Here is a 26242-nt window from a genome sequence, read left to right on the forward strand (position 1 = left end):
CTGGTGGTTGGACGGTAAGTGCAGCGATGGCATGGCCGAACTCGACGTGGCGGGGCAAGCGCAAACCGTTTGCTAATCCAGGCATAGGCTGGCAATATTTTTGCCATGCTGGGTGCCGAGGTCGGAGAAAGCACGGTTTCGCCGGGCGGCCGCCGGGTGCGCGTGGTACTGGCGGTGGATCAGCTGCTGGTCGCGCTCGGTCTGTTCAGCCTTTTCCCGGTGCTGGGGGTGATGCTGGCATCGCGGGGATCGGCGTCGAACGCGGCACTGGTCGGTGTGGGACTCTTCTGCTACACGGCGTCGGCCGGCCTTTCCGCCTTGCTACTCAATCGGTGGCTGCCCCGGCTGAGCTATCGGCACGGCATGGCGGGCAGCGCGCTGTTGTCGGCCGTGGCGTTCGGGCTGCTTCCCTATGTCCGTGCGGGCTGGGTGCTGTGCGGGCTGCTCGTGCTCGCCGGGCTCGGCGTGAGTGTCCACTTTGTCCTGTCGAGGGTGTTCGTCGCCGAACTGGTGCGAGACGACATCGGCCGCAACCGGATCTACTCCCTGCTGCAGATCGCGGTGAACGCCGCGGCCGCGGTGGGACCGCTGGTCGCGAGCGTGACGTTCGCCGTCGACCCGCGGTTGCTGCTCGCCTTCGTTTCCCTGTGCTACGTCGGCGGCGCCGCGTCACTGTGCTTCGCCATGCCGTCCCGGGAATATCCGCCGTCCACCAGCGGCCGGTGGCCGGTCAGCCGGGCCGTCCTCGGGAGAGCCCTTCGCAGCGCGGAAATCGTGCGGGTGCTGGTGGTGTGCGTGGTGGGCGCGTTCGTCTACGCCCAGTTCTTCTCCGCCTTCGCGCTCTTCGTCGCCGACTCGGTCAGCTCGGTGGCTTTGCGCGCGGGTCTGCTCGCCGCTCCCGCGATACTGATCGTGCTGCTGCAGGCCGCCGTGACCAAGGTGGTCACCCGGCTGCTCGAGGCGGGGGTCAAACCGTTCACCGTGCTCGGTGCGGGGACCATGGTGTTCGGTGTGGCGATGCTGTTCCTGGGGGCGGGACTGCCGCTGGTGGCCGGCGCGGTTCTCGCGGCGGCGATGTTCTCCTTGGCGGAGATGCTGTTCACCCCGATGGTGAGCACGGCGTTCGCCGGGCTGCCGATCGAGTCAAGCCTGGAGTCGTTCAACCTGCGGCAGGTCTGCTGGACCGTCGGCGAGGCGCTCGGTTCGCTGGCGGGCGGCGGCCTTTACCTGTGGTTGCGGCTTCGCGGGGAAGCCTGGCTCTACTGGCATTTGCTCGCTTGGCCGACCTTGGCGGGCATCGGCGTTCTGCTGGTCGTTTCCGCCCGTCGCCGGGCCTGAGTCCGGACCGCGCGATCAGCCTGGAGTGAGCACGATCTCGCTGGAGAACCACGAGGCGAGCCGCCGGATCCGGTCCGCGGTGTCGTGTTCGTCGGTCCCCTCGACCACGGCCGTTCCGGCGTGGATGTTGGACGCGGTGGACGAGTCGGCCAGCGTGTCACCGGGGCGTGACCGCAGCGCGACATGGCGGACACCGGGCCGCGCGAGGATTTCCCGCTCGCCGGGACAAGAGCGCAGCGTGCCCGGCCCGGTGGCGAGGAAGACGTCTCCGAACCAGCCGTCCGCGACGTCGGGCGCCACGGCGGAGCCCAGTTCCAGCACCGCTCTCGCCCACTCGTCGTGCAGGTCCACCCCGTGCTGGAGGCGGATCATCTCGTCGAACGACCCGCCGGGGATCCGGCCACCGCATTCGCCGAACACCAGCCGGTCGTCGTTTTCGAAGACCTCCAGATGGAACACCCCGTCGCGGTGCCGCAACGCGGCCATGCAGCGATCGGCCAGTGCCCGGCAACGATCGTAGAGTTTGTCGCACGCCAGCGGATGCTGCACCACGGTCGCGACGATGCCGCCCTCGCGGATCGCCAGCACGTTGTCCAGGTAGCGGCCGACGGAGACGAACAGCACGCGGCCGTCGCGCACGATCCCGTCCACATGCAGTTCGGGTCCGTCGATCCATTCCTCGGCGAGCCACGGCCCGGCCGCGACGTCCAGCTCGCGCGCCAGTTCGAGGCGGGCCGCCGGGGTGCGCCAAGCTCGCACGCCCCGCGTGCCGGAGTCGGCCAGCGGCTTGAGCGCCCCGCGCGAGTGGTCGAACGCCGCCAGATCCCCAGGCTGGACCACGAGTGCCGACTCCGCGACGGGAATGCCTGCCGCCCGGATGCTTCGCTTCTGGAGATCCTTGTCGCGCATCAACAACGCGTCCGCCGCGGAGTGCGGCGCCCGTGGCCCGCCGACCACGGAGGCGTTGACGAGGGTGAACTCGTATTGGCTGCACACCACATCGAAGGCGTCCACCGAGATCCCGCGACGTTGCAGCCCGGCCAGGGTGGATTCGGTGTCGGCCGGGTCCCGCACCGGCACGACGTGCGCGTCGTCGAGTACGCCCTCCCGGTCGCGATCTTCACCCGCGGCGAGTACGCAGGTGACCTCGGCGCCGAGCGCGTGCAGGGCCCGCACCGCTTCCGGACGCCAGCCGATGAGCAGGACATTCCCCTTCGCCATCAAGTGTCCTTCCTCCGCCCGGTCAGACGGATGCCAGCCGTACGGGCAGGGTTTCGGGTCCGCTGACGGCGATCGAGCGCACCCTGGCCGCGGGCCCGTCTTGTTCGATTCGGTGTGGTGTGTCGAGGAGTTCGGTGAGCAGGAGCCGGGCCTGTGCCCTGGCCAGGACGCTGCCGAGGCAGAAATGCTCGCCCCCGCCGAGCGCGAGATGGCGGTTCGGGGCCCGCCCGATGTCGAAGCGGCCGGCCTCCGGGAACACCTCTTCGTCGCGGTTGGCCGAGGGGACCCACAGCACGACCCAGTCGCCCGCTTCGATCCGCTGCCCGCCGATCACCACCGGCTCCGTCACCGAACGCATGCTGTGGACCGCGCTGGATGTCCAGCGCAGGATCTCCTCGATCGCCGGGGCCAGCAGATCGCGATCGGCTCGCAGCCGCTCCCATTCGCCGGGGTGTTCGAGGAAGGCCTCTATCCCGCCCGCCAGCGCCAGCCGTCCGTTTTCCGTGGCACCGACCAGATTCTCGCAGTTGAGGAGGATCTCCTCCTCGGGGAGCAGTTCTCCTTGAACGGTGTCCCCGGCCAGCAGGCTCACCACGTCGTCGGCGGGGTCGGCCATCCTGGCGTACATCAGATCGATGAAGTACCGCATGAGTTCCTGGTGTGCGGCAAGGGAAACTCCCGCTTCGAACGCCTCGTTGGTCCACTGGTAGAGCTGTTCGTGATCCTCGTCGGGCACGCCCATGATGTGCCCGATCGTGTACATGGAAAGCCGTCCGACGACGTCGTGGACGAAGTCGAACCGCTCCCGCTCGATCGCTTCGGCGAGGATCGTGCGCACGGCCGTGCGCATGTACTCCTCCAGCCCCCGGACCGCGCGGGTGGTGAACCGGCCGGCGACCACGGCACGGAGATCCTTGTGCCGTGGCGGATCGGTCAGCGCCAGCGTCATTCCGGCACCGGGATCCTCGCCGAGCTTCGACGGGCGCAACAGCACCCCGCGTGCGGAGCTGAACACCTTCGGATCGCGATAGGCGGCACGCACGTCCTCGTATCTCGTCAGCGACCAGAACGCGGGAAGGTCGGTCGCTTCGTGCCGGTGCACCGGCGAGTGCCCGCGCATCCAGTGCCACACCGCGTGGGGATCGCCGTCCGCGTGCAGTGCGGGATCGGTGAGCCGGGCGGGATCGGTCATGGCTGGCTCCTCGGACAGGGCGGGTGGCTTGCCCGCTCAGCGGGTTGCCAACTTCTGCCAACAAGGTTGCCATTGCTTGGCACGAATGGCAATCTGTTGCCATGTATCCGTGCGTGAAGGGCCCGGAGGCGGGAACCGAAGGGGTGGGGAATGGAGCGCGACCGGTCCTTGGACCTTGCCGTCACCGGAATGGCGATCCGCGTGCCCGGCGCCGCCGACCTGGCCGCGTGGTGGGCGGCGCTGCTCGACGGCCGGACGCTGACCACCCGGCTGACCCGCGACGAGCTGTCCGAGGCCGGGGTGCCCGCGGATCTCGCGGATGACCCCGACTACGTCCCCGTCCGCGGCAGGCTGGCCGACGCGGACCGCTTCGACAACACGTTGTTACGGGTGGGTGCCCGCGACGCCGAACTGATGGATCCCCAGCACCGCCTGATGCTCGAGGTCGCGTGGGAGGCGATGGAGGACGCCGCTGCCTGCCGTCCCGGCGGCGACCGGGTGACCGCCGTGTTCGCCAGCGGCAGTGGCAGCGGCTACCTGCGCACCATGCTGGCCAACGGACCGCTGGACCCGCAGACCCTCGATCAGGCCATCCACGGCACCGACCCGGATTTCATCGCCAGCCTGGTGTCCTACAAGCTCGGGCTCACCGGGCTCGCGGTCGGGGTGCAGACCGCCTGTTCGTCGTCGTTGGTCGGGCTGCACCTCGCCGGGCAGGCGCTGCTGAACGGCGACTGCGACCAGGCCGTCGTCGTGGCCGCGGGCATCGACTTCCCCCAGGGCGGGCATTTGCACGTCCCCGGCGGCATCCAGTCGGCATCCGGCGACTGCCGCCCCTTCGACGAGAACGCCGATGGCGTCGTCGCGGGATCCGGTGTGGCGGCGGTGGTCCTGCGCCGCCTGTCGGACGTACTCGACGACGGTCCGCAGCCGCACGGCGTCATCCTCGGCTCGGCGGTCAACAACGACGGGATGGCGAAGGTCGGCTACTACGCCCCTTCGGCCACCGGGCAGGAAGCGGTGATCCGCGCCGCGCTCGCGGCCGCCGACGTCGAGGCGGAGTCCCTCGGTTACCTCGAGGCCCACGCCACCGGAACCCGGGTCGGCGACCCCATCGAGTGGTCGGCGGCGTCGGCCGCGCTTTCCGGGATGGGCGCGGCGCCGGGGCAGGTGGCCGTCGGTGCGCTCAAGGCCAACATCGGGCACCTGGACTCCGCCTCCGGTCTCGCCTCGCTCATCAAGACGATGCTGGTGCTGCGGGACGGGCTCGTGCCGCCGGTGGCGGGCTTCACCCGGTTGAACCCGCTGCTCGAACCGGCGGATTCGCCGCTGTACGTCCCGACCAAGTGTGAGAAATGGTCCGGCCCCGAGCCTCGCCGGGCGGGGGTGAGTTCGTTCGGTATCGGTGGCACGAACGCCCATGTCGTCCTCGAACAGGCACCCGTGCTCGCCGCGGACGGTGCCGCCGTCGACGTCGACCGGCTGGTGGTGCTGTCCGCCGCGGACGCGGGGGCGCTCACCCGATCTGCCGAGCGGCTTGCCACGTTCCTGTCCGCCGAGCGGCCGCCTGCCGGAGACGTCTCGTTCACCCTCGCCGCGGGCCGGGCCGAACTCGCCCACCGGCTGGCCGTGGCCGGCCGCGATCCGCTGGAACTCGCGGAACGCCTCACCAGTGGATCCGGGGTCGTGCGGGCCGAGCGCCCGGCCGAAGGCGGCGCACCGGTGGTGTTCCTGTTCCCCGGCCAGGGCACTCAGCGGCCGGGGATGGCGGCCGCCTTCGCCGACGCGCTGCCCGGATTCGGGGAGGTGCTGGAACGGTGCCTCGACGCGTTCGCGCCGCCGCTCGCGGAGCGAGTGCGTGCGGCGCTGTCCGATCCGGGGTTTCCAGCGACCGAACTGGCCGCGACCGATCTCGCCCAGCCCGCGCTGTTCGCGGTGGAGTACGCGGCCGCGGTGGCGTTGAGCGAGCTGGGTGTCGAGCCGGTCGCGCTCGCCGGGCACAGCCTCGGCGAGATCACCGCCGCCTGCTTCGCCGGGATTCTCGACCTTCGCAGCGCCGCCCGGTTCGTGGCCGCCCGCGGGCTCGCCATGCACCAGTGTCCACAGGGGACGATGCTCGCGCTCGGCTGTGACGGGGAATCGGCGATGGCGCTGGCGGTCGAGGCGGGCGCGGACGTGGAGCTCGCGTCGGCCAACGGGCCGGACAGCTGTGTGCTGGCCGGCGCTTCGGACGAGGTGGCCGCCTTCCGGCGTTTCCTCGGCGATCGCGTGCACGCGAAGGCCCTGCACACCTCCCATGCCTTCCACACCAAGCTGATCGAGCCCGCTTTGCCCGCGCTGGCAAGGGAATTGGCGGGGGTGAAGCTCGGCAGCCCACGGCTGCCGCTCGTCTCGAACCGCACCGGCGAGCTGCTGGACCCGGGTGCGGTGATCGGCCCGCGCGATTATGTCGAGCAGGCCCGCCACCCGGTGCGGTTCGGCGACGGGCTCGCGGCGATCGCGCGGCGGTTTCCCGGCGCCCTGCTGGTCGAAGTCGGGCCGGGGCGGGCGTTGTCCGGGCTGGCCGAGGCGGTGGGGCTGGCCACCGTCCCGTTGTCGGCACAGCGGACGCCGGCCCCCGGACGTGAAGTGCTCGGCGCGCTCGGGGAGTTGTGGGTGCGCGGTCAGCCGCTCGCGATCACGTCCGTGTGCGCGGACGGACGTCGGATCCACCTGCCCGGTTACCCGTTCGGAGGACCGCGGTGGATGGCACCCGAGCTGGGGAGAAAGCCCGTCACCGCCGAAGAAACGGCGCCGGAGACCCCGGTCGACGCTCCGCCGGGCCCGGCGGAACTGCTGACCGCGCTGTGGCAGGAGCTGCTCGGTACGCCGGAGGTCGGCGCGGAGTCGGACTTCTTCGAGCTGGGCGGTGATTCGCTGCTGATCACGCATCTCGCCCGGCGCGTCCACCAGAGACTGGGGGTGCGGGTGCCCTTGCGGGCGATGCTCGCGGGCCGCACCCTCAGCCGTCAGATCGCCGTCCTGACCGAAAGCCTGCGGCGGGCGGAACCGGCCGAACCACCCGGTGGCCCTGCCGTGGCCCCCGGCCCGAACACCGCATCCGACCATCGCCGGAGGAGTTGTGATGTTCTCGTTGCGACAGAGTGACCGCCTGCGCGAAACCGGGCACCGGACCGACAGCCCGGAAGCCGACGTGCTGGCCCTTGGCCACGCCCCGCCACCGGACTACGAGCCCCGGCCCGTGCACGAACTGGTCGCGGACTTCGCGCGGCGCACGCCGGATGCCGTCGCCGTCCGGTCCGGCCGGGAAGCGCTCGGTTACGCCGAACTCGACGAGTGGGCCGGGCGGGTCGCGGCTCGGGTGCTCGCGGCGGGAGCGGGTCCGGGCAGCCGGGTCGCCGTGCTGGTGCCGCCGTCCGCGGCGATGATCGCCGCGGTGCTCGGTGTGCTTCGGGCGGGCGCCGCCTATGTCCCGGTGGACCTCGCCCAGCCCCGCCGCCGCGTTGCCGCGGTGCTGGAAGACTCAGGGGCCGAGGTCGCCGTGGTCTCCGCCGAGTCGGCTTACCGCCTCGACGGGCTCGACGTGCGGCTGGTGCCCGCCGAACACGACGGCCCGGCACCGGACGCGACCCTTCCCGTGGCCGGGATCGGCGACCCCGCCTACGTCATCTACACCTCGGGCAGCACCGGTGAGCCGAAAGGCGTTCTGGTCGACCACGGCGCTCTCGCCGCTTCGACGGCCGCCCGCCGCTCCGTCTATCCCGGGCATTCCGTGTTCTTGCTGGTCTCCCCGCTGGCCTTCGATTCGTCGGTGGCGGGGTTGTGGGGCACCTTGACCGCGGGCGGCACCTTGGTCGTGGCCGGCCCCGACGAGGTCAGTGACCCGGCGCGGCTGGTCGACCTCATCGACACGCACCGGGTGACCAGGTTCCTGTGCGTGCCCTCCCTCTACGGCGTGCTGCTGGACGCGGCCGAACGTGCCGGAGCGAACCGCCTGTCGACCGTCGACACCGTGATCGTCGCGGGGGAGGCGTTGCCGGAACCGTTGGTACAGCGGCATTTCGCTTGGCACGGCCGCGCTGTCGCGCTGGTCAACGAGTACGGTCCGACCGAGGCCACCGTCTGGGCGAGCTATCGCAGGTTCGACCGTCCGGACCCGGTCTCCATCGGCGTTCCGGTGCCGGGCGCCCGCCTTTACGTGCTCGACGAAGAAGGAGTTCCACAGCCGAGAGGCGTGGCCGGTGAGCTGTACATCGGCGGGACGGGCGTCGCTCTCGGCTACCTCGGGCGTCCCGAAGCGACCACCCGCGCGTTCACCGGCGACCCCTTCGCCGGCGTGGAAGGCGCGCGGATGTACCGCACCGGTGACCGGGCTCGCTGGAACGACGACGGCACCCTGGACTTTCTCGGCCGGAGCGACCACCAGGTCAAGATCCGCGGGCACCGGGTGGAACTCGGCGCGGTCGAGACGGCCCTGCTCGGCGCGCCGGGTGTGCGGGCGGGCGCGGTGTCACCGGACTCCGGACTGACCCGGCTGGTGGCGTTCGTGGTCGCGTCTCCCGGGGCGAGTGCGGACTCGATGCGCGCACACCTGGCCGAACGGCTGGGCCCCGCCGCCCTGCCCAGCCGGTTCGAGCTGGTCGACACCTTGCCGGTCACCGTGACCGGCAAACTCGACCGCGTCGGGCTACGCGAGGCGGCGGACGAGGTCCTGCGGCGGCCCGGCCCGGCAGGCGACGGCCACCGGACGACCGAGGGGATGCCCGCCAGGGTGGCGGCGGCTTGGGCCGAGGTCCTCCAGCTTCCGGACGTGCCCGCCGACGTCAACTTCTTCGACCTCGGCGGCCATTCACTGACCCTGTTCCAATTGCAGAACGCTCTGGAACAGCACACCGGCACCCGGCCGTCGGTCGTGACGTTGTTCCGGCACACCACCGTCTCCGCGCAGGCCGAGCTGATCAGCGGGGGCGGCAAGGGAGCGCAGGGCGCGTCGGCCGAGCAGCGTCAGGCCGCGGCCCGGCGCGCCCGTGTCCTGCGGGCCAGAAGGCAGCGCGCGACCGAGGGACCGGCCCGATGACCGGGGCCGCCACGCTTTGGCTGCACCGCACGGTCGAACGGCCGCTGGCGAAAGCGAGGCTCGTCTGCTTCCCCCATGCCGGCGGTTCGGCGTCGTTCTTCCGTGACTGGGGCGAGAACCTGCACGACGTCGAGGTGTTCGCGGTGTGCTACCCGGGGCGCGCGGAGCGGATCGCCGAGGAGCCGCCGACGGATCTGATCCGGCTCGGCAGGGACATCGCCGACGCGGTGGCGGCGCTCGGCGACGACCGGCCCGTCTCCTTGTTCGGGCACAGCCTCGGCGCGGTGGTCGCGCTGGAAACCGCCCGGCGGCTGGAAGAACTCGGCCGCGGCCCGGCGCGCCTGTTCGCCTCCGGGTCGCGGGACGCCCCGCTGCCCGGCGCCGACGAGTACGAGGACCCAGCGCCGGAGTTGGTCGCCCAGCGGCTGATCGAGCTCGGCGGCACCGACGCCGAACTGGCCGCGGACCCGTACTTCCAGGAGCTGGTGCTGCCCTACATCATCGGCGATGGCGCGATGTTCCACGCCTACGCCAATCCACTGAAGCCGATCCTGCGGTGCCCGGTCACGACGATCGTCGGCGATGAGGACGTCGACGCCGATCGCAGGCCGTGGCGCGAGCTGACCGCGTCGACCCTGGACGAGCACGTCGTACCGGGCGACCACTTCTATCTGACCCCGAGACCGCCATACGCCCTGCTCCAGCGCTACCTGGACCCGGCGTCGAACCCGGCAGGAGCGGAATGACCGGCACGAAAGCCCACCCCGGTTCCGAAGACACGCGTGTCGGCCCACCACCCCCGCTCGACCACGAGCTGGCCGCACCGCTGCGGGACATCCTCGCGGATCTGGGCGGGCCGCTGACACCGGAACTCTTCGCCGACCGCCGGGCGCGGACCGAGGCGGGGAGCCTGTCGGACGAGGACATCCGGCGCGGTGGCGCGTTCGAACTCCGGGAGCTGCGGGTGCCGGGGCCACCGGACGCACCGGAGGTCCCCGTGCTCGTGTGCCTGCCGACCGGGAGCCCCGGACCGCATCCGGTGCTCTACAACACGCACGGCGGCGGCATGGTCGCGGGCAACAACCGGACCGTCGAACTCGCCGGCGAGCTCGACCGCGCCCAGGAACTCCAGCTCGCCGTGGTCGCGGTGGATTACCGGCTGGCACCGGAAAACCCGGACCCCGCACCGCTGGAGGACTGCTACGCCGTGCTGGAGTGGGTGGCCGCGGCCGCCGGCGAGCACGGATTCGACCCGGCCAGGATCGTCATCAGCGGCAACAGCGCGGGTGGTTGCCTCGCGGCCGGGGTCAGCCTGCTCGCCCGAGACCGGGGCGGGCCCGCGCTGCTGGGACAGATGCTGCAATGCCCGATGCTCGATGACCGGTGCGACACGCCATCCTCGTTCCAGATGGAGGGCATCGGCCTGTGGGACCGGCTCTCCGACCTCGCGGGCTGGACGGCGCTGCTGGGCGAGCGCCGGGGCACCGACGACGTTTCCCCTTACACCGCACCGGCGAGGGCGGACGACCTGGCGGGCCTGCCCCCCGCGTTCATCGACGTCGGTTCGGTGGAGGCCCTGCGTGACGAAGCGGTGCGGTACGCGAGCCGGATCTGGCAGGCGGGTGGCGAGGCCGAACTGCACGTCTGGTCTGGTGCGTTCCACAGTTTCGACGAATGGGTGCCGGACGCCGTCGTCTCGAAAACCGCCCAGCGTGCGCGACTCGACTGGCTGCGCCGTCTGCTGGCACGGTAGATCATGAGCGTGTCAGCCGAGCCTCGCCTGTTGTTCGTCGGCGGTGCGGGCCCCATCTCCTCGAGCCGGGACATCGTCTCCGACGCCCTGAACCAGGCACGGGCCCGCGGAATCCGCACCCACATCCTCAGCCGTGCCGAACTGCTGGCCGAGACCAAGGAGGTCACCGCGCTCGCCGACGAGGTGTCCGTGGTGGATCCCGATGACCCGGTGGCCTGCGCGCGATGGGCGCGTGAGCGGTCGGCGGCGGGCGACCGGTTCGAGCTGGTGCTGGGCCTGCGGGACACCGTGCTCGCCGCGGTCGCCGAATGCGCGCGGGTCTTCGGTGCGGTGGGGAACTCGCCGGACGCCGTTTCCCGCGTCCGCAACAAGGACACCTGCCGGGAGGCGCTCGCCGCGGCCGGGTTCCGCCAGCCGTCGGTGCGGCTGTGCGACGGCGTCGGCCAGGCGGCCGAATTCCTCGCCGCCTCCACCGGCCCGTGGGTGGTCAAGCCCCGAGACGGCATGGCCAGCATCGGCGTGCGGAAGGTGTCCGCGCCCGCCGACCTTCCCGCCGCGATCGAGGCACTACCCGATCGCGAACTGTTCCTCGTCGAGGAATTCGTGTCCGGTCCCGAATTCAGTGTGGAAGGGGTTTTCCTCGGCGGGCGGCCGCGTGTGCTCGCGGTGACCGAGAAGGAAAAGCTGCCACCACCGCATTTCGTCGAGAGCGGGCATCTGCTTCCCGCGGACCTGCCGGAGGAACGCGCTCGGGAGATCGAACGGCAGGTCACCGCCGCACTTACCGCGCTCGGCCTGTGTTTCGGCGTCTTCCACGTCGAATTGTGGCTGTGCGCAGGGGAAGTCGTGCTCGGCGAAGTGCACGTCCGGCCCGGCGGGGACTGGTTGCACCGGCTGCTCGCGCACGCCATTCCCGGTCTGGAGCTGTTCGGCCTGATCTTCGACGATCTGCTCGGCCGCCCGTCCACCGGGTGCCCGGCGCCCACCCGCGCGGGAGCGGCCCGCTTTCTCACCGCGCGGCCCGGGCGCCTGGTCCGGATCGAGGGCTGGGAGCGGGTGCGGGATCATCCGGCCGTGCTGCACGCCGAACTGACCGTCCGTCCCGGAGACCGGATCGGCCCGGTGCACCAGTCCGGCGACCGGGCAGGCGTCGTGGTGGTCGGTGCGGACACCCCGGAAGCCGCCCGCGACCTCGCGCGGAGGCTGGCCGGTGCGGTGCGGTTCACCGTCGATGGAGACTGATACAGGCCCGCTTCTAGACGCGCCAACGTGACGTCGGGAGTGCGGGGACCCGGTGGCCGCGGTGACCGGTCATCTCCTCGTTCGCGAACAGGGCGTTGAGCACCGCCTCTTCGGTCGCCTGCACCACGGCCTCGAAGAACGGGTCGAGCCTGCCCCACGGGATGAAGCGCATGCTTTCGTACTCGGCCTCATCCGTCCGCGGGAACCGGCTGGTGAGCGCGCCCGGGTTCGCCGTGCTGAAGGCGAGGAAGAGGTCGCCGGAGAAGTGCGAACCCGCGGTGCCCGTGCGGGCGAGGCCGAGCGGGACACGGCGGGCGAGCGACGTGCACTGGCCGGGCAGCAGGGGAGCGTCGGTGCCGACGATCACGATCACAGATCCCGCGCCCGCCGGCGCCGTCCAGGCCTCCTCCATCGGATTGTCGGCGCCGAGTTCGGCTCCGACGTGTTCGCCCGCGACGGTGAGCTCGCGACGGGAGCCGAAGTTGGCCTGTACCAACGCTCCCACGGTGTACTCGTCGTCCCCGTAGGACACGACGCGGGAGGCCGTGCCGGTGCCGCCCTTGAAGCCGTAACAGGTCATCCCGGTACCGCCGCCGACGGAACCCTCGTCGACCGGACCCGTACGCGCGGCGTCGATCGCGGCGATGGCGTGTCCACTGTGGATGGTCGGCGCGGTGCTGTCGTTCAGGTAGCCGTCCCAGGTCTCGGCGACCACCGGCAGCAGCCATTCGGCGGCCACGTCGGGCCGTTCGCGCACCACCCAGTCGATCGTGCCGCGGTGGCACGCGCCGACGGCGTGCGTGGAGGTGATCAGCACCGGCAGGGTCAGCGAGCCGGTCTCGGCCAGCCACGCGGTGCCGGTCATCTCTCCGTTGCCGTTGAGGGCGTACGTCCCGGCCGCGCACGGTACGGCGAAGTCCTCGCGTCCGCGCGGCAGGACGGCGGTGACGCCGGTGCGCACCGACTCGCCTTCGACGAGGGTCGTGAAACCGATCTCGACGCCGGGGACGTCGGTGAGCGCGTTGTGCTCGCCGGTCCGGCCGGGCAGCGGGACACCCAGGTCGCGGGCGCGGGTCATGGACGGTCCTCCAAGTGTTCGTAGGTGAACCCGCGTCCGCGATCGACGTCGGCAGGGCTCTGCATGGTCATCCAGGTCGCCAGAGTGCTGAGGGCGCCCTGCCACCGCGATAGCGAGGCCTTCGGCCGGGGCGGGCTCACGCGTTCGGTCCCTTCTCGGGTGCATCTTCGGCTCCGCCGACAGGCGCCAAGGGGTTCGAGGTGGCTGTGCGGGCGTAGGAGAGCAACATCGCTTCGGCGGTGGCGGTTTCCAGCGTCGGCACGGCCTGCGTGAGGTGCAGGCCGTAACCGTCCTCCAGCGCGACGAGGTTCCGTGCGATCGACACCGCGTCCGCGGTCAGTGTGAACTCGCCGGTGGCGGCGCCCGCTTCGAGGATTCCCGTGTAGATCCGGACCTGCTGCTCGTAAAGCGTGATGTGCCGGGCCGCGTACACGGGATCGCGGCGGGCGATCGTGCCCAGTTCGTAGAGCAGCACGCAGAGTTCGTCGTCGGGACCGGTGGGCAGGCCGCTCCGGATCATCGCCAGCAACCGGTCGGACGGCTTCGTCTTCGCGCCCGCGGCCTGCTCACGCGCCGAGCAGAACCGCGCCACCGCCTCGCGCTGCACCTCCTGGAGCAGGTCGGTGAGGGTGGGGAAGTAGTACAGGACCGAGCCCGGCGACAGGCCCGCCCCCTCGGCGACGTCCCTCAGCCGCAGGTTCAGCACGCCGCGTTCGAGGACGGCCTGTCTGGCCACCTCGATCAGTTCGGTCCGTCGCTCCGCCGCCTTGCTGGGTCTTGCCATGCCCTCATTCTTCGAATCTTGTTCGAAAAACGCAAGCGCTGCGCGCGATCAACCCTTGACGTCACACGGCCGAAGGCCTTTGATGCGTGCTCAACGGTTTTTCGAAGGAGATTCAAGGAACCCACCTTGTAGGAGGTCGGCCGTGTCCACTCCAGCCCTGCGCCGCGGTCTGCGCACCCTCGGCACGCTGCTCATCACGCTCTCCGCGATCAGCCCCGCCTCGTCGGTCTTCATCATCGCGCCGGGGGTGATCTCCGGTGCCGGGACGGGCGCCTTCTACAGCTTCGTGGCGGCCGCGGTGGTCGGGGTGTTCATGGCCTTCGTCTACGCCGAACTGGCGTCGGCGTTCCCGCTGGCGGGCGGCGAGTACGCGATCGTCACCCGCACTCTCGGCCGCTTGCCCGGGTTCGCCGTACTCGGCCTGATGATCATCACGCAGGTGCTCATCGTCGCGGTGATCGCGCTCGGCGTCGGTACCTACCTCGGCGTGCTCCTGCCCGGCGTGCCCGGCTCGGTGATCGCCGCCGTGACCTGTGTGGTCGCGGCCGTCGTCGGCATTTTCGACATCAAGCTCAACGCCTGGGTCACCGGTATCTTCCTGGCGATCGAGATCGTGGCGCTGATCGTGGTCAGCGCGCTCGGACTGCTGAACCCGGCGCGCTCGTTCACTGAGATGCTGGCTCATCCGGTCGCCTCGGACGGCGGCCCGGCCACGGTCGGCGCCATCGCGATCGCCACCTCGGTCGCGATCTTCGCCTACAACGGCTACGGCTCGGCGGTGTACTTCGGCGAGGAGACGCAGGACGCCTCGCGCGGCATCGCCCGCGCGATCCTGATGGCCCTCGGCATCACGGTGCTCGCCGAGCTGATCCCGGTGACCGCGGTCCTGCTCGGCGCGCCCGATCTGAACGCGTTGTTCGCCTCGGGGAACATGCTGTCCTACTTCATCGACTCGCGCGGCGGCGGCACCCTCGACACGGTGCTCGGGCTGGCGGTCGCGCTCGCGATCATCAACGCCGTGCTGGCGATCGTGCTGATCAGTTCGCGGATGCTGTTCAGCAGCGGCCGCGACCGCGCGTGGCCCCGGCCGGTCAACCTGGCGCTGGCCGCGGTGCACCCGAAGTTCGGGACGCCGTGGGTGGCCACCGTCGGCACCGGGCTGGTCGCCGCGCTGCTCTGCTTCGTCGACCCGAAGCTGCTCCTGGTGGTGACGAGCACGTCGATCGTGGCGGTCTACGCGGCGCTCTGCCTCGGCGCGATCGTCGGCAGGCGCACCGGTGCCACCGCGCACGCCAAGTACCGGATGCCGTGGTTTCCCGTCGCGCCGGTGCTGGCGCTGGCCGTCCTGGTGTTCGTCGTCTACCAGAACCTGCTCGACCCGGCGGTGGGACGGCCGAGCCTGATCGTCACGGCCTGCGTCGCGCTGCTGTCCATCGCGTACTACGTCCTGGTGCTGCGGCGGAAGGGCGGCTGGAAGCTCGCCGACGTCACCGAGGAGAAGGCCGAGGAGCCCGCTTGATCAGGTGTACTCGGCGATCTCGACGCCGAACGTGCCCGGTTCGAGCGCCTCGAAGATGTGCGGGACGTCGCCGGGATAGCAGATGTAGTCGCCGGGCAGCAGTTCGACCGGCTCGTCCAGCGGCCCCACCTTGGCGCGGCCCGCGCTGAGGACGATGTGCTCGACGATGCCGCTCATATGCGGATCCGAGAGCCGCGGTTTCCCGGGCTCGGCGCGGATCAGGTACACGTCCCGCCGGGCGCCGGGCGGGCAAGAACTGAGCAGCGTGCACGCGTAGTCGGCGTGTTCGGCGAACACCGTCGGGCCGCTGCCCGAGCGGATGACCTGCACACGGGGACGCTCGGGTTCGACCACGCGGGAGAACGGCACGTCGAGCGCGACGCACAACGCCCAGATCGTCTCGACGCTCGGGTTCCCGGTCCCGGACTCCAGCTGCGAGAGCGTGGACTTCGCGATGCCGGCGCGTTTGGCGACCTCGGTGAGGGACAGCCCGGTGCGGGCCCGTTCCCGGCGCAAGGACATGGCGATGACGTCCAGAGGTGCGCCGTCGGACGCGGTCGGGGACATGCGTTCGCTCCATCGGTCGTTGCGTTCGCCTTGACGAACACGGCTGCGTTCGTTCATTGTATGACGCTATGCGTTCGATATGGCGAACAACCACTCGTGTCCTGGGGCGCGATCTTCTCCGTGACATCGGGCTGGTCTGCCTCGCCGACACCATTGTCGGCATCTCCTACGGCGCCATCGCGGTGGGCTCGGGCTTCCCGATCTGGGCGCCCATGCTGCTTTCCGTGCTGGTCTTCGCCGGTGCCTCGCAGTTCATGTTCGTCGGCATCATCGCCGCCGGTGGCAGCCCGGTCGCGGCCGTCGCCGCGGGGCTGCTCGCCAACGCCCGGCACCTGCCCTTCGGTTTCGCGATCGGCGACGTCCTGGGCAAACGATGGTCGTCGAGGATCGTCGGCAGTCACCTGATGATCGACGAATCGGTCGCGTTCGCCCTGGCCCAGCGCGACGAGGAGCGGCGCAAGGCGGCGTACTGGGTCTGCGGGATCGGGCTGTTCGTCTGCTGGAACGTCGGCGTCCTCGCCGGGGCCTACGCCGGGACGGCGATCAGCGACACCGACGCCTTCGGCCTCGACGCGGCTTTCCCGGCGGTCCTTCTCGCGCTGGTCCTGCCGTCGCTGCGCGACCGTGCCGCTCGGCTGCCGGTGCTCGTCGGCGTGGCCGTCGCGCTGGCTACGACGCCGTTCCTGCCCGCGGGGCTGCCGGTGCTGCTCGCGCTGGTCGGCGTGCTGGCCGGAGTGGCGGCGAAGGAACCCGCCGAACGTGAACCCGAGGGAGTGCACTGATGGATCCGCTGGAACTGATCATCGCCGGCGGGGTGCTCGCGGCCGGGACCTTCGCCTTCCGGTTCGCCGGGCCGGTGCTGAAGGCGCGGTTCACCGTGTCGCCCAAGGCCGAGAAACTGATGGCGCGTTCGGCCGTCGTCCTGCTGGCCGCGCTGGTCGCCGTCGCCGCGCTCACCGAAGGGCACGAGTTCGCCGGATACGCCCGGCCCGCGGGAGTCCTGGTCGGCGGCGTGCTCGCCTGGCGCAAGGCACCGTTCGCGCTGGTCGTCGTGGCGGCCGCCGCGACCGCCGCCCTGCTGCGGCTGGCCGGGGTCCCCTGACCTGGCCGTTCCCCGAAGCGCCTAAGCTAGGGGGAAGGTCTTTCGGGAGGTCGGGTGGCGATCGCGACGGGGGCACGGCCGGTGGTCGGCGTGCTCGCACTGCAGGGCGACGTGCGGGAGCACGCCGCGATGGTGGAACGCGCCGGTGCGCGTGCGCTGCCGGTCCGTCGTGCGAGCGAACTGTCCGAAGTGGACGGTCTGGTGCTGCCCGGCGGCGAGTCGACCACCATGTCGAGGCTGCTGGAGACCTTCGAACTGCTGGAGCCGCTGCGCGAACGCATCGCGGACGGGATGCCCGCGTTCGGCTCCTGCGCCGGGATGATCCTGCTCGCCCGCCAGGCCCTCGACGGTCGGCCTGACCAGCGGCAACTCGGCGGTCTCGACGTCGTCGTCCGGCGCAACGCGTTCGGTCGGCAGGTGGACTCGTTCGAAGCCGACCTCGACTTCACCGGGGTCGAAGGCGGCCCGGTGCACGCTGTGTTCATCCGCGCCCCGTGGGTCGAAAAGGCGGGCGACGGGGTCGAGGTACTCGCCAGTGTCCCCGAAATGCCGGGCTCCGAGGACGCGGCCGCTAGGATCGTCGCGGTCCGGCAGGGGGCGGTACTCGCCACGTCGTTCCACCCCGAACTCACCGGGGACGAACGCGTGCACAGGCTGTTCGTCGACCTCGTGCGACAGGCTTAGCAAAACCGACACTGTGCTCAGCGGCGGGCACAGGAGTAGATGGAGGAGAGATGAGCGGCCACTCCAAGTGGGCCACCACGAAGCACAAGAAGGCCAACCTGGACGCGAAGCGCGGCAAGCTCTTCGCCCGGTTGATCAAGAACATCGAGGTGGCGGCCCGGACCGGCGGTGGCGACCCGGACGGCAACCCGACGCTCTACGACGCCATCCAGAAGGCCAAGAAGAACTCGGTCCCGCAGGACAACATCGAGCGCGCCCGCAAGCGCGGCGCCGGTGAAGAGGCCGGTGGCGCCGACTGGCAGACCATCACCTACGAAGGCTACGGCCCGAACGGTGTGGCCGTGCTGATCGAATGCCTCACCGACAACAAGAACCGCGCCGCCATGGAGGTGCGCACCGCGCTCACCCGGAACAACGGCTCGCTCGCCGACCCGGGTTCGGTCGCCTACATGTTCAACCGCAAGGGCGTCGTGATCATGCCCAAGGGTGACGCCGGCGAGGACGACGTCCTCATGGCCGTACTCGACGCGGGTGCCGAAGAGGTGAACGACCTCGACGAGAACTTCGAGATCGTCTCCGAGGCCACCGACCTCGTCCCGGTCCGGAAAGCCTTGCAGGAAGCCGGTTTCGAGTACGAGTCCGCGGATCTCACGTTCCTGCCGTCGGTCAGTGTCCCGCTGGACGTCGAAGGCGCGAAGAAGGTCTTCAAGCTCATCGACGCGCTCGAGGATTGCGACGACGTGCAGAACGTGTACGCGAACTTCGACGTTTCGGACGAGGTCATGGCCGAGGTCGGCTGATCAATTTTCCCGCCATGCCGCGGAAAATCGGTCCCGGGGCTAGGTGCGGGCGCTCGCGTGGGGCACAATGTCGCGCGTGACGACCTCCGAAGCCGACGCCCTCACCGCCGAAGAAACCGAACTCATCCAGTGGATCGAGGGACAGGCGAAGGCGAGAGGGAACGCGGTCATCGCGGTCGAAGGCGACGAGGAGGAAGCACCCTTCTGCTTCACCGCGTGCGCCTGGGCGTTGCACAACGTCGCGGAAGCGGTCGTGATCGGACTGCCCGAGCACATGGGGCCGGTCCTGCTCGACGCCTACGTCGACCGCGCGGCCGCCGGCGAGATCTTCGAGGTCGGCAAGCAGTACGACGATTTCTTCGAGGGCGCGCCGGTGGTCTTCGAACGGGTCGCGAAGGGGCACTATCCCGAGTACTTCGGGAGCGCGTTCCTGATCTACCCGGACGGGGACTTCCCGGCGCTGCAACTGATCGTCGCCACGCCGGACGGCCACTTCCCGTGGCACGCGGACGCTCCCGAGGGCTTCGCGCGGTACCAGCCGGTGCTGACCGAATCCGGTGACCCGGAGAGCTGGACGCCGGGCGTCGACGGGCCCTGAGGTTCGCTTAAGTACGTGAAGGCCCCCTTCACTGCGCTAGACGCAATGAAGGGGGCCTTCACGTATCCGGTGGTCTGGCATCGTGACCGGACCGGTCACGTGGGGCACTGTGTGGATTTTTGGTCATCCAACGTCCCAAAATCCACACAGTCGGCGTGCTGGGGGCGGACGTCAGGCAAGGGGCACGCAAAGACCCACGCTCACTCAAGCCAGGGCACCAGGTCCTCCGCCGCGTCCGGCCACTCGGCGGCCAAAGCCGCCGCGGACCGGAACTCCACGCAGTCGTCCGTATAAGGCGGCACCACCACCGTGCCGGCCAGGCTCCACTCACCGGTGCTCACCGACGCCTGCCACACCCCGGCGGGCACCACCACCTGCGGCCGCTGACCAGCGGCGACGTCCGGACCCAGCACCGGCCGCGAAACACTCCCGTCCGGGAACAACAGCAGCATCCGCACCGGCGCCCCCGCGTGGTGCGCGTAGATCTCCAGCCGGTCCAGCCGGTGTGGCGCCGAGGTTTCCGGCGGCGCCAGCAGGTAGTAGATCGCGGACGCGGTTTCGTCGCGCCAGCTCTGCGCCCAGCGGCCGCCCTCGACGGGCAACGGCTGAAGGCCCAGATGGGCGGTGAAGTCGTCGGGACTCGGCATGTCCTCATCTTGCCCGGAGCCCGCTCCGGGTAGCCTCGGATCTCGAACTGATGTTCGCCGGAGCGGAGGAAAACGCGTGCGGGTACTCGGGGTCGACCCCGGTCTGACCAGGTGCGGGCTGGGAGTGGTCGACGGTGGCACGGGCCGCACCGTCCGCGCCGTGGCCGTCGACGTCGTGCGGACCCCGCCGGACGCCGATCTCTCCGTGCGGCTGCTGGGGATCTCCGACGCCGTCGAGCGCTGGCTCGACCGGTACAAGCCTGAGGCCGTCGCCGTGGAGCGGGTTTTCGCGCAGCACAACGTGCGCACCGCGATGGGCACCGCGCAGGCGGGCGGCGTCGTCGCGCTCGCCGCGGCCCGGCGCGGGCTGCCGGTCGTGTTCCACACCCCGAGCGAGGTCAAGGCCGCCGTCACGGGCTCCGGGCGCGCGGACAAGGCGCAGGTCACCGGTATGGTCATGCGACTGCTCGGTCTCGAGGTCAAACCGCATCCGGCGGACGCCGCGGACGCGCTCGCGCTCGCCATCTGCCACCTGTGGCGCGAGCCGATGCGGGTCCGGCTCGCCGAAGCCGAGGCCAGGGCGGCCGAGATCGCCAAGAACCACAAGGCCAGGCTCGCCGCCGCGGCCAAACAAGCAAAGACGCAAGGAGCGGCTCGATGATCTCCTCGGTACGCGGTGAAATCCTCTCCATCGGTCTCGACCACGTCGTGATCGAGGTCGGGGGAGTGGGCTTCGCCGTGCAGGCCACCCCCGCCACCCTCGCGACGCTTCGCCGCGGCGAGGAGGCGATGCTGCACACCGCGCTCGTGGTCCGCGAGGATTCCTTGACGCTGTTCGGTTTCGCCGACGCCGACGCCCGCGAGCTGTTCGGCCTGCTGCAGACGGTCTCCGGGATCGGCCCCCGGCTCGCGCTCGCGACACTCGCCGTCCTCGACCCCGACAAGCTGCGTTCCGCGCTGGTCGAAGGCAACATCACCGTGCTCACCCAGGTGCCCGGTATCGGCCGCAAGGGCGCCGAGCGGCTCACGCTCGAACTCCGGGACAAGGTCACCGCGCTCGCCGGCCCGACCGACGGTTCCCCGGCGGTCGTGGCGCCTGGCGCGCTGCGGAGCGAGGTCGTCGAGGCGCTCGCGGGCCTCGGCTTCCCGGCCAAGCAGGCCGAACAGGCCGTCGACAAGGTGCTCGGCGAGGGTGAGGGCCACACGACGTCCTCCGTGCTGCGCGCCGCGTTGGCCACCCTCGGGCGTAAGCGGTAACCGGCCACATGGACTATGAGGCCGTGACGGAATTCGACGCCGACGACGAGACGCTTTCGGCGCTGCCGCAGACGGGCGAACGCGAGGTCGAGACCACGCTGCGCCCGCGCAAACTCGACGAGTTCGTCGGTCAACCGCGGGTGCGTGAGCAGCTCGAACTCGTCCTCGAAAGCGCGCGACGCCGGGGTGTCCCGCCGGATCACGTCCTGCTCTCCGGTCCGCCGGGGCTCGGCAAGACGAGTATGGCGATGATCGTCGCCGCCGAACTCAACGCCGCCATCCGCATCACCTCGGGACCGGCGCTGGAACGCGCGGGCGACCTGGCCGCGATGCTGTCGAACCTGGCGCCCGGCGACGTCCTGTTCATCGACGAGATCCACCGCATCGCCCGTCCCGCCGAGGAGATGCTGTACCTCGCGATGGAGGACTTCCGCGTCGACGTCGTCGTCGGCAAGGGGCCCGGCGCCACCAGCATCCCGCTCGAGATCGCGCCGTTCACACTGGTCGGCGCCACGACGAGGTCCGGTTCGCTGACCGGCCCGCTGCGTGACCGGTTCGGTTTCACCGGCCAGATGGAGTTCTACAGCGACAGCGAACTCGAACTCGTCGCCCGCCGCGCCGCCACGATCCTCGACATCGACATCGACCGGGACGGCTGCGCGGAGATCGCCCGCCGGTCCCGCGGCACACCCCGGATCGCGAACCGGCTCCTGCGCCGGGTGCGCGACTACGCCGAGGTCCGGGCCGACGGCAAGGTCACGCGCAAGATCGCGCGGGCCGCGCTGGAGGTCTACGACGTCGACGAACTCGGCCTCGACCGGCTCGACCGCGCGGTGCTGACCGCGCTGGTCCGCTCCTTCGGCGGCGGGCCGGTCGGCGTGTCGACGCTGGCCGTCGCGGTGGGAGAGGAACCGACCACCGTCGAAGAGGTGTGTGAGCCTTACCTGGTCCGCGCCGGTATGCTCGCCCGCACTCCTCGCGGCCGGGTCGCCACAGCGGCCGCGTGGGAACACCTCGGCCTGCCGGTCCCGGCCGGCGCCACGCGCGGCGACCAGGGCGGACCGACCCTGTTCGACCAGGACTGACCGGACCGTTCACGCGGTCCGAGGCCCGTGGTGACGACGGGTGGTGGTGGAGTTTCCGCTGGCACCTGGCACACTCGGAGAGAGCACACCCCGCCAAACCGGACAAAACAGCGCACCGCGCGGCGTCCGCTCGAAATGGAGAATCATGAACCAGTTATTGCTGCCGCTGCTCCTGATGCTCGTTGTGGCGATTCCGCTCGTCATGGGCACCCGTAAGCAGAAGAAGGCGGCGGCAGCGCAGCAGGAGCTGCTCGCGAGCCTGGCTCCCGGTGACCGGGTGATGACCACTTCCGGTCTTTACGCGTCCGTCGCCGACGCTACCGCCGACACCACGATCGACCTCGAGATCGCTCCGGGCGTCGTGACCACCTGGCTGCGCCAGGCCGTCCGCGAGAAGGTCGAGCCGGTCGTCGAGACCGACGAAGACGTCACCGACGCCACCGACACCGACGAGGTCGTCGAGGCGCCGGTCGTCGAGTCGAAGGACGACGAGCGCGTCGAGGAGAAGTCGGGCGCGCAGATCGCTCCTCCGCTGGAGCACGGCAAGAAGTAGCGGTTGTAAGGCCATCCCCGACACCAGACTTTCGTAGGTGCGGGGCCAACGCCGGGCTCACGCAGCACCGAGTAGTGTCTCGGTGCTGCGTGCGTGTCCGTCGTCATAGTCGTGCTCGTTCGCGGTACCGCCGGACTCCCGTCCAGTGAGTGAACAGCCAAGTCCATTGGGGAAAAACCCAGTCCGTCCGAGGAGACCGAAGCACAGTGGCCGCACCGGCCGGGCATCTCCGCCCGGGACGCTATCTCGCCTTCTTCGCCCTGATCGTGGTGGCGCTGTACGCCCTGGTGTTCTTCACCGGTAGCGGCAAGCCGACGCCGAAGCTCGGCATCGATCTGCAGGGCGGTACGAGGGTCACCCTGACCGCCCGAAACCCCGACGGCGGCGACCCTCCGCGAGAGTCCCTCGAACAGGCCCGCTCGATCATCGAGCGCCGGGTCAACGGTATCGGCGTCAGCGGCACCGAGGTCGTCCTCGACGGCAGCAACGTCGTCATCACCGTCCCCGGTGAGCAGGGCGACCAGGCCAAGACCCTGGGCAAGACCGCGAAGCTCGGCTTCCGGAAGGTCGTGACGTCGCAGCCGGTGACCCCGGTGCCGCAACCGTCGGCCCCGCCCGCCTCGGGCACGCCGTCCTCGGCGCCCCCGGCCTCGCCTGGTGTGAGCGCCCCGCCGACCAGCCCGGCCAACGGTGGCGGTGGCGCTGCCGGTGCGCCGCAGCAGCAGCCGGACGAGAATTCCGACGAGAAGACCAAGAGGGAGATCGAGGAGGCCCGGAACCTCCGGCAGAACCCCGATCTGCTTTCGACGGACCAGGCGAAGCAGGCCGCGGCGGCCGAGAAGGCCTTCGCTGCGCTCAACTGCGACCCCAAGATCGCGGACCCGCTGGTCGGCAACGACCTCACGGACAAGCCGCTGGTCGCCTGTGGCGACAAGAACACCATGAAGTACCTGCTGGAGCCGGAGTTCCTGCCCGGAACCGAGATCTCCGACGCCTCCTCGGGCTACGACACCCAGAACTCCCAGTGGGTCGTCAACCTGAACTTCAAGGGTGAGGGCTCCCGGATCTGGGGCGACTTCACCTCGAAGAACGTCCAGAAGCAGGCCGCGTTCGTCCTCGACACGCAGGTCGTCTCCGCGCCGACCATCCAGTCGGCGATCCTGGGCGGGCAGACCCAGATCACCGGCCGCTTCAGCCAGACCGAGGCGAAGGACCTGGCCGACGTGCTGAAGTACGGCTCGCTGCCGCTGTCGTTCGAGTCCTCGGACGCGACGACGGTGTCCGCGACGCTGGGTCTCGCGTCGCTGCAGGCGGGCCTGATCGCCGGCGGTATCGGCCTGCTGGCCGTGTTCATCTACTGCATGTTCTATTACCGGCTGCTCGGCCTGCTGACGATCCTGTCGCTCGGTTTGTCGTTCACCATCGTGTACGGGGTCCTGGTGCTGCTGGGGCGGTGGATCGGGTACACCCTCGACCTCGCGGGCGTGGCGGGCCTGATCATCGCGATCGGTATCACCGCGGACTCGTTCGTCATCTACTTCGAGCGGTTGAAGGACGAGATCCGCGAAGGCAGGACGTTCCGGTCCGCGGTACCGCGGGGCTGGTCCCGTGCCCAGCGCACGATTCTCGCGGCGGACGCGGTCAGCTTCCTCGCCGCGGCGGTCCTCTACCTGCTGGCCGTCGGTGACGTGAAGGGCTTCGCGTTCACCCTCGGCATGTCGACGGTGCTCGACCTCGTCGTGGTCTACCTCGTGACGCATCCGCTGGTCGCGATGGTCTCCCGGTCGAAGTCGAAGTTCCTGTCCAACCCGAAGAATCTCGGCCTCGGCGCCGTGCAGCAGCTGGGCTCGGAGCGCAAGGCGGCCCGTCCCGCCACCGGTCGCCCGAACGTCAAGGAGGCGTGACCGTGGTCGACGAGAAGAACACCACCGAGAACAAACGCGAGAGCGTCTTCCACCGGATGTATGTGGGCAGCGGCGTATTCAACGTCGTCGGCGTCCGCAAACGCTGGTACCTCTTCTTCGGCGCGCTGGTGCTGGTGTGCATCGCGTCGATGGGGATCAAGGGCTTCAACTTCGGCATCGACTTCGAAGGCGGCACCCAGATCCAGCTGCCCGCCAACGGCAAGAGCGGGCAGATCACCGAAGAGCGGGCCAAGGAGGTCTTCGCCGACGCGCTGGGCAAGCCCGCAGACGAGGCGCAGAAGGTCGGCAGCGGCGTCTCGTCGACCATCCAGCTCCGCTCGGACACCCTGGACGCGGCCGAGGTCGCCAAGGTGAAGCAAGCCCTGTTCCAGGAACTGGGCCCGATCGGATCCATTGGTCAGCCGAGTGTCCAGGCGATCAGTGACAGCGCGGTCAGCGCGTCCTGGGGCGGGGAGATCTCCCGGCAGGCGCTGATCGCGCTCGGGGTCTTCCTGCTGGCGGTCACGCTGTTCCTGGCGTTGTACTTCGACCCCCGGATGGCGGCCGCGGCACTGGTCACCCTGCTGAACGACATCGTGGTGACGGCGGGTGTGTACTCGCTGATCGGTTTCGAGGTCACGCCGGCGACGGTGATCGGTCTGCTGACGATCCTCGGGTTCTCGCTGTACGACACGGTGGTGGTGTTCGACAAGGTCCGCGAGAACACGCGCGGCCTGCTCGGGCTCACCCGCCGAACCTTCGGCGAGGCGGCCAACCTGGCGTTGAACCAGACGCTGATGCGGTCGTTCAACACATCGTTGATCGCCGCCCTGCCGATCCTCGGGCTGCTGGTGATCGGGTACCTCCTTCTCGGTTCCGGCACCCTGCAGGAACTCGCGCTGGTGCAGCTCACCGGCACCGTCGTCGGCGTGCTGTCGTCGGTCGCGCTGGCGACTCCGCTGCTGGTCGATTTCAAGATGCGTGACCCGAAGTTCCGCCAGCAGGCCGATCGGGTCGCTTCGCGGCGCGCGAACCAGGCCCGCAAGGCCGCCGAGCGCGACGACGACTTCGACCCGAACGACGAGGACGCCCTGGCCGCCGAGCTCCGCAAGGAGAAGGCGTACGCCGCCGCGGCGAGCGTCCCCGCCCGGAACCAGAAGGCCCACAAGGGCCGTCCGTCCGGCAAGCGCAAGAGGTAGTCGAGTTCAACCCCCGGAAAGGTCCTTTCCTTGCGAACTCCGTGAGGGAAGGACCTTTCCTGGTGTTCAGGAGAGCAGGAAGCACATGGAGCTGGACAAGGCACTCGACCTGATCGCCGACGTGCCGGACTTCCCGGAACCCGGCGTGCTGTTCCGGGACCTGAGCCCGCTGTTCGCCGATGCGGCGGGCTTCAAGGCCGTCACCGACGCGCTGGCCGCCACCGTCGATCCCGAGGCCGATCTGCTGGCCGGGGTGGAAGCGCGCGGATTCCTGCTGGCTGCCGCCGTCGGTTACGCCCGTGGTCTCGGTGTCGCGTTGATCCGCAAGCCCGGCAAGCTGCCCCGGGTCGCGGGGAGGGTCGGGTACACGCTGGAGTACGGCACCGCGACCGTCGAACTTCCCGAAGGCGTCGTCGAGCCCGGCCAGCGTGTCGCGGTTCTCGACGACGTGCTCGCCACCGGCGGCACCGTCGCGGCGACCTGCAAACTGCTGGAAGACGCGAAGGCGCAGGTCACCGGGGTTTCGGTGGTCATGGAACTCGGCGCGCTCGGCGGTCGTTCCGTGCTTGAGGGGCGCCGTGTGGAGGCCCTCCGGGTGTGTTGACCGGGCGTACCAAGTGAGCCGCGAGGGGGAGCGGTTAC

25 protein-coding genes are annotated in these 26242 nt (G+C 70.2%); 19 read left to right on the forward strand and 6 right to left on the reverse strand.

What is annotated here, in order from left to right:
* The first annotated feature begins 105 nt into the window (after positions 1–105).
* A complete protein-coding gene (locus H4W30_RS07040) occupies positions 106–1338 on the forward strand; it encodes an MFS transporter (RefSeq protein ID WP_192742024.1) in 1233 nt (410 codons plus the stop codon).
* A 15-nt stretch (positions 1339–1353) separates the two neighbouring features.
* On the opposite strand, the gene H4W30_RS07045 is transcribed toward H4W30_RS07040, so the two are convergent.
* Positions 1354–2559, reverse strand: coding sequence for an ATP-grasp domain-containing protein (locus tag H4W30_RS07045; protein WP_192742025.1), 1206 nt, complete (start codon positions 2557–2559; stop codon positions 1354–1356).
* A 22-nt stretch (positions 2560–2581) separates the two neighbouring features.
* Complete coding sequence (locus H4W30_RS07050) at positions 2582–3751, reverse strand: cytochrome P450 (RefSeq protein WP_192742026.1); 1170 nt, start codon at positions 3749–3751, stop codon at positions 2582–2584.
* Positions 3752–3901: 150 nt separating this feature from the next.
* On the opposite strand from H4W30_RS07050, the gene H4W30_RS07055 reads away from it, so the two are divergent.
* The 5 genes from H4W30_RS07055 to H4W30_RS07075 are packed head-to-tail and all read left to right on the forward strand — an operon-like array spanning position 3902 to position 11823.
* Entirely contained in the window at positions 3902–6898 is a 2997-nt protein-coding gene (locus tag H4W30_RS07055) for a type I polyketide synthase (protein WP_192742027.1), read from the forward strand.
* Positions 6876–8828 (forward strand): non-ribosomal peptide synthetase, encoded by a 1953-nt coding sequence (locus H4W30_RS07060; RefSeq protein ID WP_192742028.1) that lies wholly within the window; start codon positions 6876–6878, stop codon positions 8826–8828. The genes H4W30_RS07055 and H4W30_RS07060 overlap by 23 nt, the downstream gene beginning before the upstream one ends.
* Positions 8825–9574 (forward strand): thioesterase II family protein, encoded by a 750-nt coding sequence (locus H4W30_RS07065; RefSeq protein WP_192742029.1) that lies wholly within the window; start codon positions 8825–8827, stop codon positions 9572–9574. Before H4W30_RS07060 ends, H4W30_RS07065 begins: the two co-directional genes overlap by 4 nt.
* A complete protein-coding gene (locus H4W30_RS07070) occupies positions 9571–10581 on the forward strand; it encodes an alpha/beta hydrolase (RefSeq protein ID WP_192742030.1) in 1011 nt (336 codons plus the stop codon). The genes H4W30_RS07065 and H4W30_RS07070 overlap by 4 nt, the downstream gene beginning before the upstream one ends.
* A 3-nt stretch (positions 10582–10584) precedes the next feature.
* Entirely contained in the window at positions 10585–11823 is a 1239-nt protein-coding gene (locus tag H4W30_RS07075) for an ATP-grasp domain-containing protein (RefSeq protein ID WP_192742031.1), read from the forward strand.
* 13 nt (positions 11824–11836) lie between these two features.
* On the opposite strand, the gene H4W30_RS07080 is transcribed toward H4W30_RS07075, so the two are convergent.
* On the reverse strand, positions 11837–12901 hold the full coding sequence (locus H4W30_RS07080; RefSeq protein ID WP_192742032.1) for a DmpA family aminopeptidase: 1065 nt from the start codon (positions 12899–12901) through the stop codon (positions 11837–11839).
* A gap of 136 nt (positions 12902–13037) precedes the next feature.
* Entirely contained in the window at positions 13038–13685 is a 648-nt protein-coding gene (locus tag H4W30_RS07085) for a TetR/AcrR family transcriptional regulator (protein WP_192742033.1), read from the reverse strand.
* A gap of 142 nt (positions 13686–13827) precedes the next feature.
* Here H4W30_RS07085 and H4W30_RS07090 point away from each other — a divergent pair, with 142 nt between their 5' ends.
* Positions 13828–15204, forward strand: coding sequence for an APC family permease (locus H4W30_RS07090; RefSeq protein WP_192742034.1), 1377 nt, complete (start codon positions 13828–13830; stop codon positions 15202–15204).
* Here H4W30_RS07090 and H4W30_RS07095 read toward each other — a convergent pair whose 3' ends face one another.
* Positions 15205–15771: a helix-turn-helix domain-containing protein gene (locus H4W30_RS07095; protein WP_192742035.1), complete on the reverse strand. Its 567-nt coding sequence runs from the start codon at positions 15769–15771 to the stop codon at positions 15205–15207.
* A gap of 68 nt (positions 15772–15839) precedes the next feature.
* On the opposite strand from H4W30_RS07095, the gene H4W30_RS07100 reads away from it, so the two are divergent.
* The 5 genes from H4W30_RS07100 to H4W30_RS07120 all read left to right on the forward strand — a co-directional run bounded on the left by H4W30_RS07100 (position 15840) and on the right by H4W30_RS07120 (position 18955).
* Positions 15840–16553, forward strand: a complete 714-nt coding sequence (locus H4W30_RS07100; RefSeq protein ID WP_148116051.1) for an AzlC family ABC transporter permease — start codon at positions 15840–15842, stop codon at positions 16551–16553.
* Positions 16553–16873, forward strand: a complete 321-nt coding sequence (locus H4W30_RS07105; RefSeq protein WP_007034928.1) for an AzlD domain-containing protein — start codon at positions 16553–16555, stop codon at positions 16871–16873. The genes H4W30_RS07100 and H4W30_RS07105 overlap by 1 nt, the downstream gene beginning before the upstream one ends.
* 54 nt (positions 16874–16927) lie before the next feature.
* Entirely contained in the window at positions 16928–17557 is a 630-nt protein-coding gene (gene pdxT, locus H4W30_RS07110) for a pyridoxal 5'-phosphate synthase glutaminase subunit PdxT (RefSeq protein ID WP_192742036.1), read from the forward strand.
* A 50-nt stretch (positions 17558–17607) separates the two neighbouring features.
* Complete coding sequence (locus H4W30_RS07115; RefSeq protein WP_016334762.1) at positions 17608–18357, forward strand: YebC/PmpR family DNA-binding transcriptional regulator; 750 nt, start codon at positions 17608–17610, stop codon at positions 18355–18357.
* Positions 18358–18424: 67 nt separating this feature from the next.
* Entirely contained in the window at positions 18425–18955 is a 531-nt protein-coding gene (locus tag H4W30_RS07120) for a DUF4262 domain-containing protein (RefSeq protein ID WP_192742037.1), read from the forward strand.
* 200 nt (positions 18956–19155) lie between these two features.
* On the opposite strand, the gene H4W30_RS07125 is transcribed toward H4W30_RS07120, so the two are convergent.
* Positions 19156–19602: a cupin domain-containing protein gene (locus H4W30_RS07125; RefSeq protein ID WP_192742038.1), complete on the reverse strand. Its 447-nt coding sequence runs from the start codon at positions 19600–19602 to the stop codon at positions 19156–19158.
* A 76-nt stretch (positions 19603–19678) separates the two neighbouring features.
* Here H4W30_RS07125 and ruvC point away from each other — a divergent pair, with 76 nt between their 5' ends.
* The 7 genes from ruvC (at position 19679) to H4W30_RS07160 (ending at position 26204) form a co-directional block, all read left to right on the forward strand.
* Entirely contained in the window at positions 19679–20263 is a 585-nt protein-coding gene (ruvC, locus tag H4W30_RS07130; RefSeq protein WP_126734613.1) for a crossover junction endodeoxyribonuclease RuvC, read from the forward strand.
* Positions 20260–20859 carry a Holliday junction branch migration protein RuvA gene (gene ruvA / locus H4W30_RS07135; protein ID WP_007034922.1) on the forward strand — a complete coding sequence of 200 codons (600 nt, stop codon included), beginning with the start codon at positions 20260–20262 and terminating at the stop codon, positions 20857–20859. Before ruvC ends, ruvA begins: the two co-directional genes overlap by 4 nt.
* An 8-nt stretch (positions 20860–20867) precedes the next feature.
* Entirely contained in the window at positions 20868–21944 is a 1077-nt protein-coding gene (gene ruvB, locus H4W30_RS07140; protein ID WP_126734611.1) for a Holliday junction branch migration DNA helicase RuvB, read from the forward strand.
* A 145-nt stretch (positions 21945–22089) separates the two neighbouring features.
* Positions 22090–22497, forward strand: coding sequence for a preprotein translocase subunit YajC (gene yajC / locus H4W30_RS07145; protein WP_192742039.1), 408 nt, complete (start codon positions 22090–22092; stop codon positions 22495–22497).
* 206 nt (positions 22498–22703) lie between these two features.
* Positions 22704–24401 carry a protein translocase subunit SecD gene (gene secD, locus H4W30_RS07150; protein ID WP_192742040.1) on the forward strand — a complete coding sequence of 566 codons (1698 nt, stop codon included), beginning with the start codon at positions 22704–22706 and terminating at the stop codon, positions 24399–24401.
* 56 nt (positions 24402–24457) lie between these two features.
* Positions 24458–25600, forward strand: coding sequence for a protein translocase subunit SecF (gene secF, locus H4W30_RS07155; protein WP_225949148.1), 1143 nt, complete (start codon positions 24458–24460; stop codon positions 25598–25600).
* A gap of 85 nt (positions 25601–25685) precedes the next feature.
* Complete coding sequence (locus tag H4W30_RS07160) at positions 25686–26204, forward strand: adenine phosphoribosyltransferase (protein WP_192742042.1); 519 nt, start codon at positions 25686–25688, stop codon at positions 26202–26204.
* Positions 26205–26242 lie beyond the last annotated feature (38 nt).

This window comes from Amycolatopsis roodepoortensis, from assembly GCF_014873915.1.
Taxonomy (GTDB): Bacteria; Actinomycetota; Actinomycetes; order Mycobacteriales; family Pseudonocardiaceae; genus Amycolatopsis; species Amycolatopsis roodepoortensis.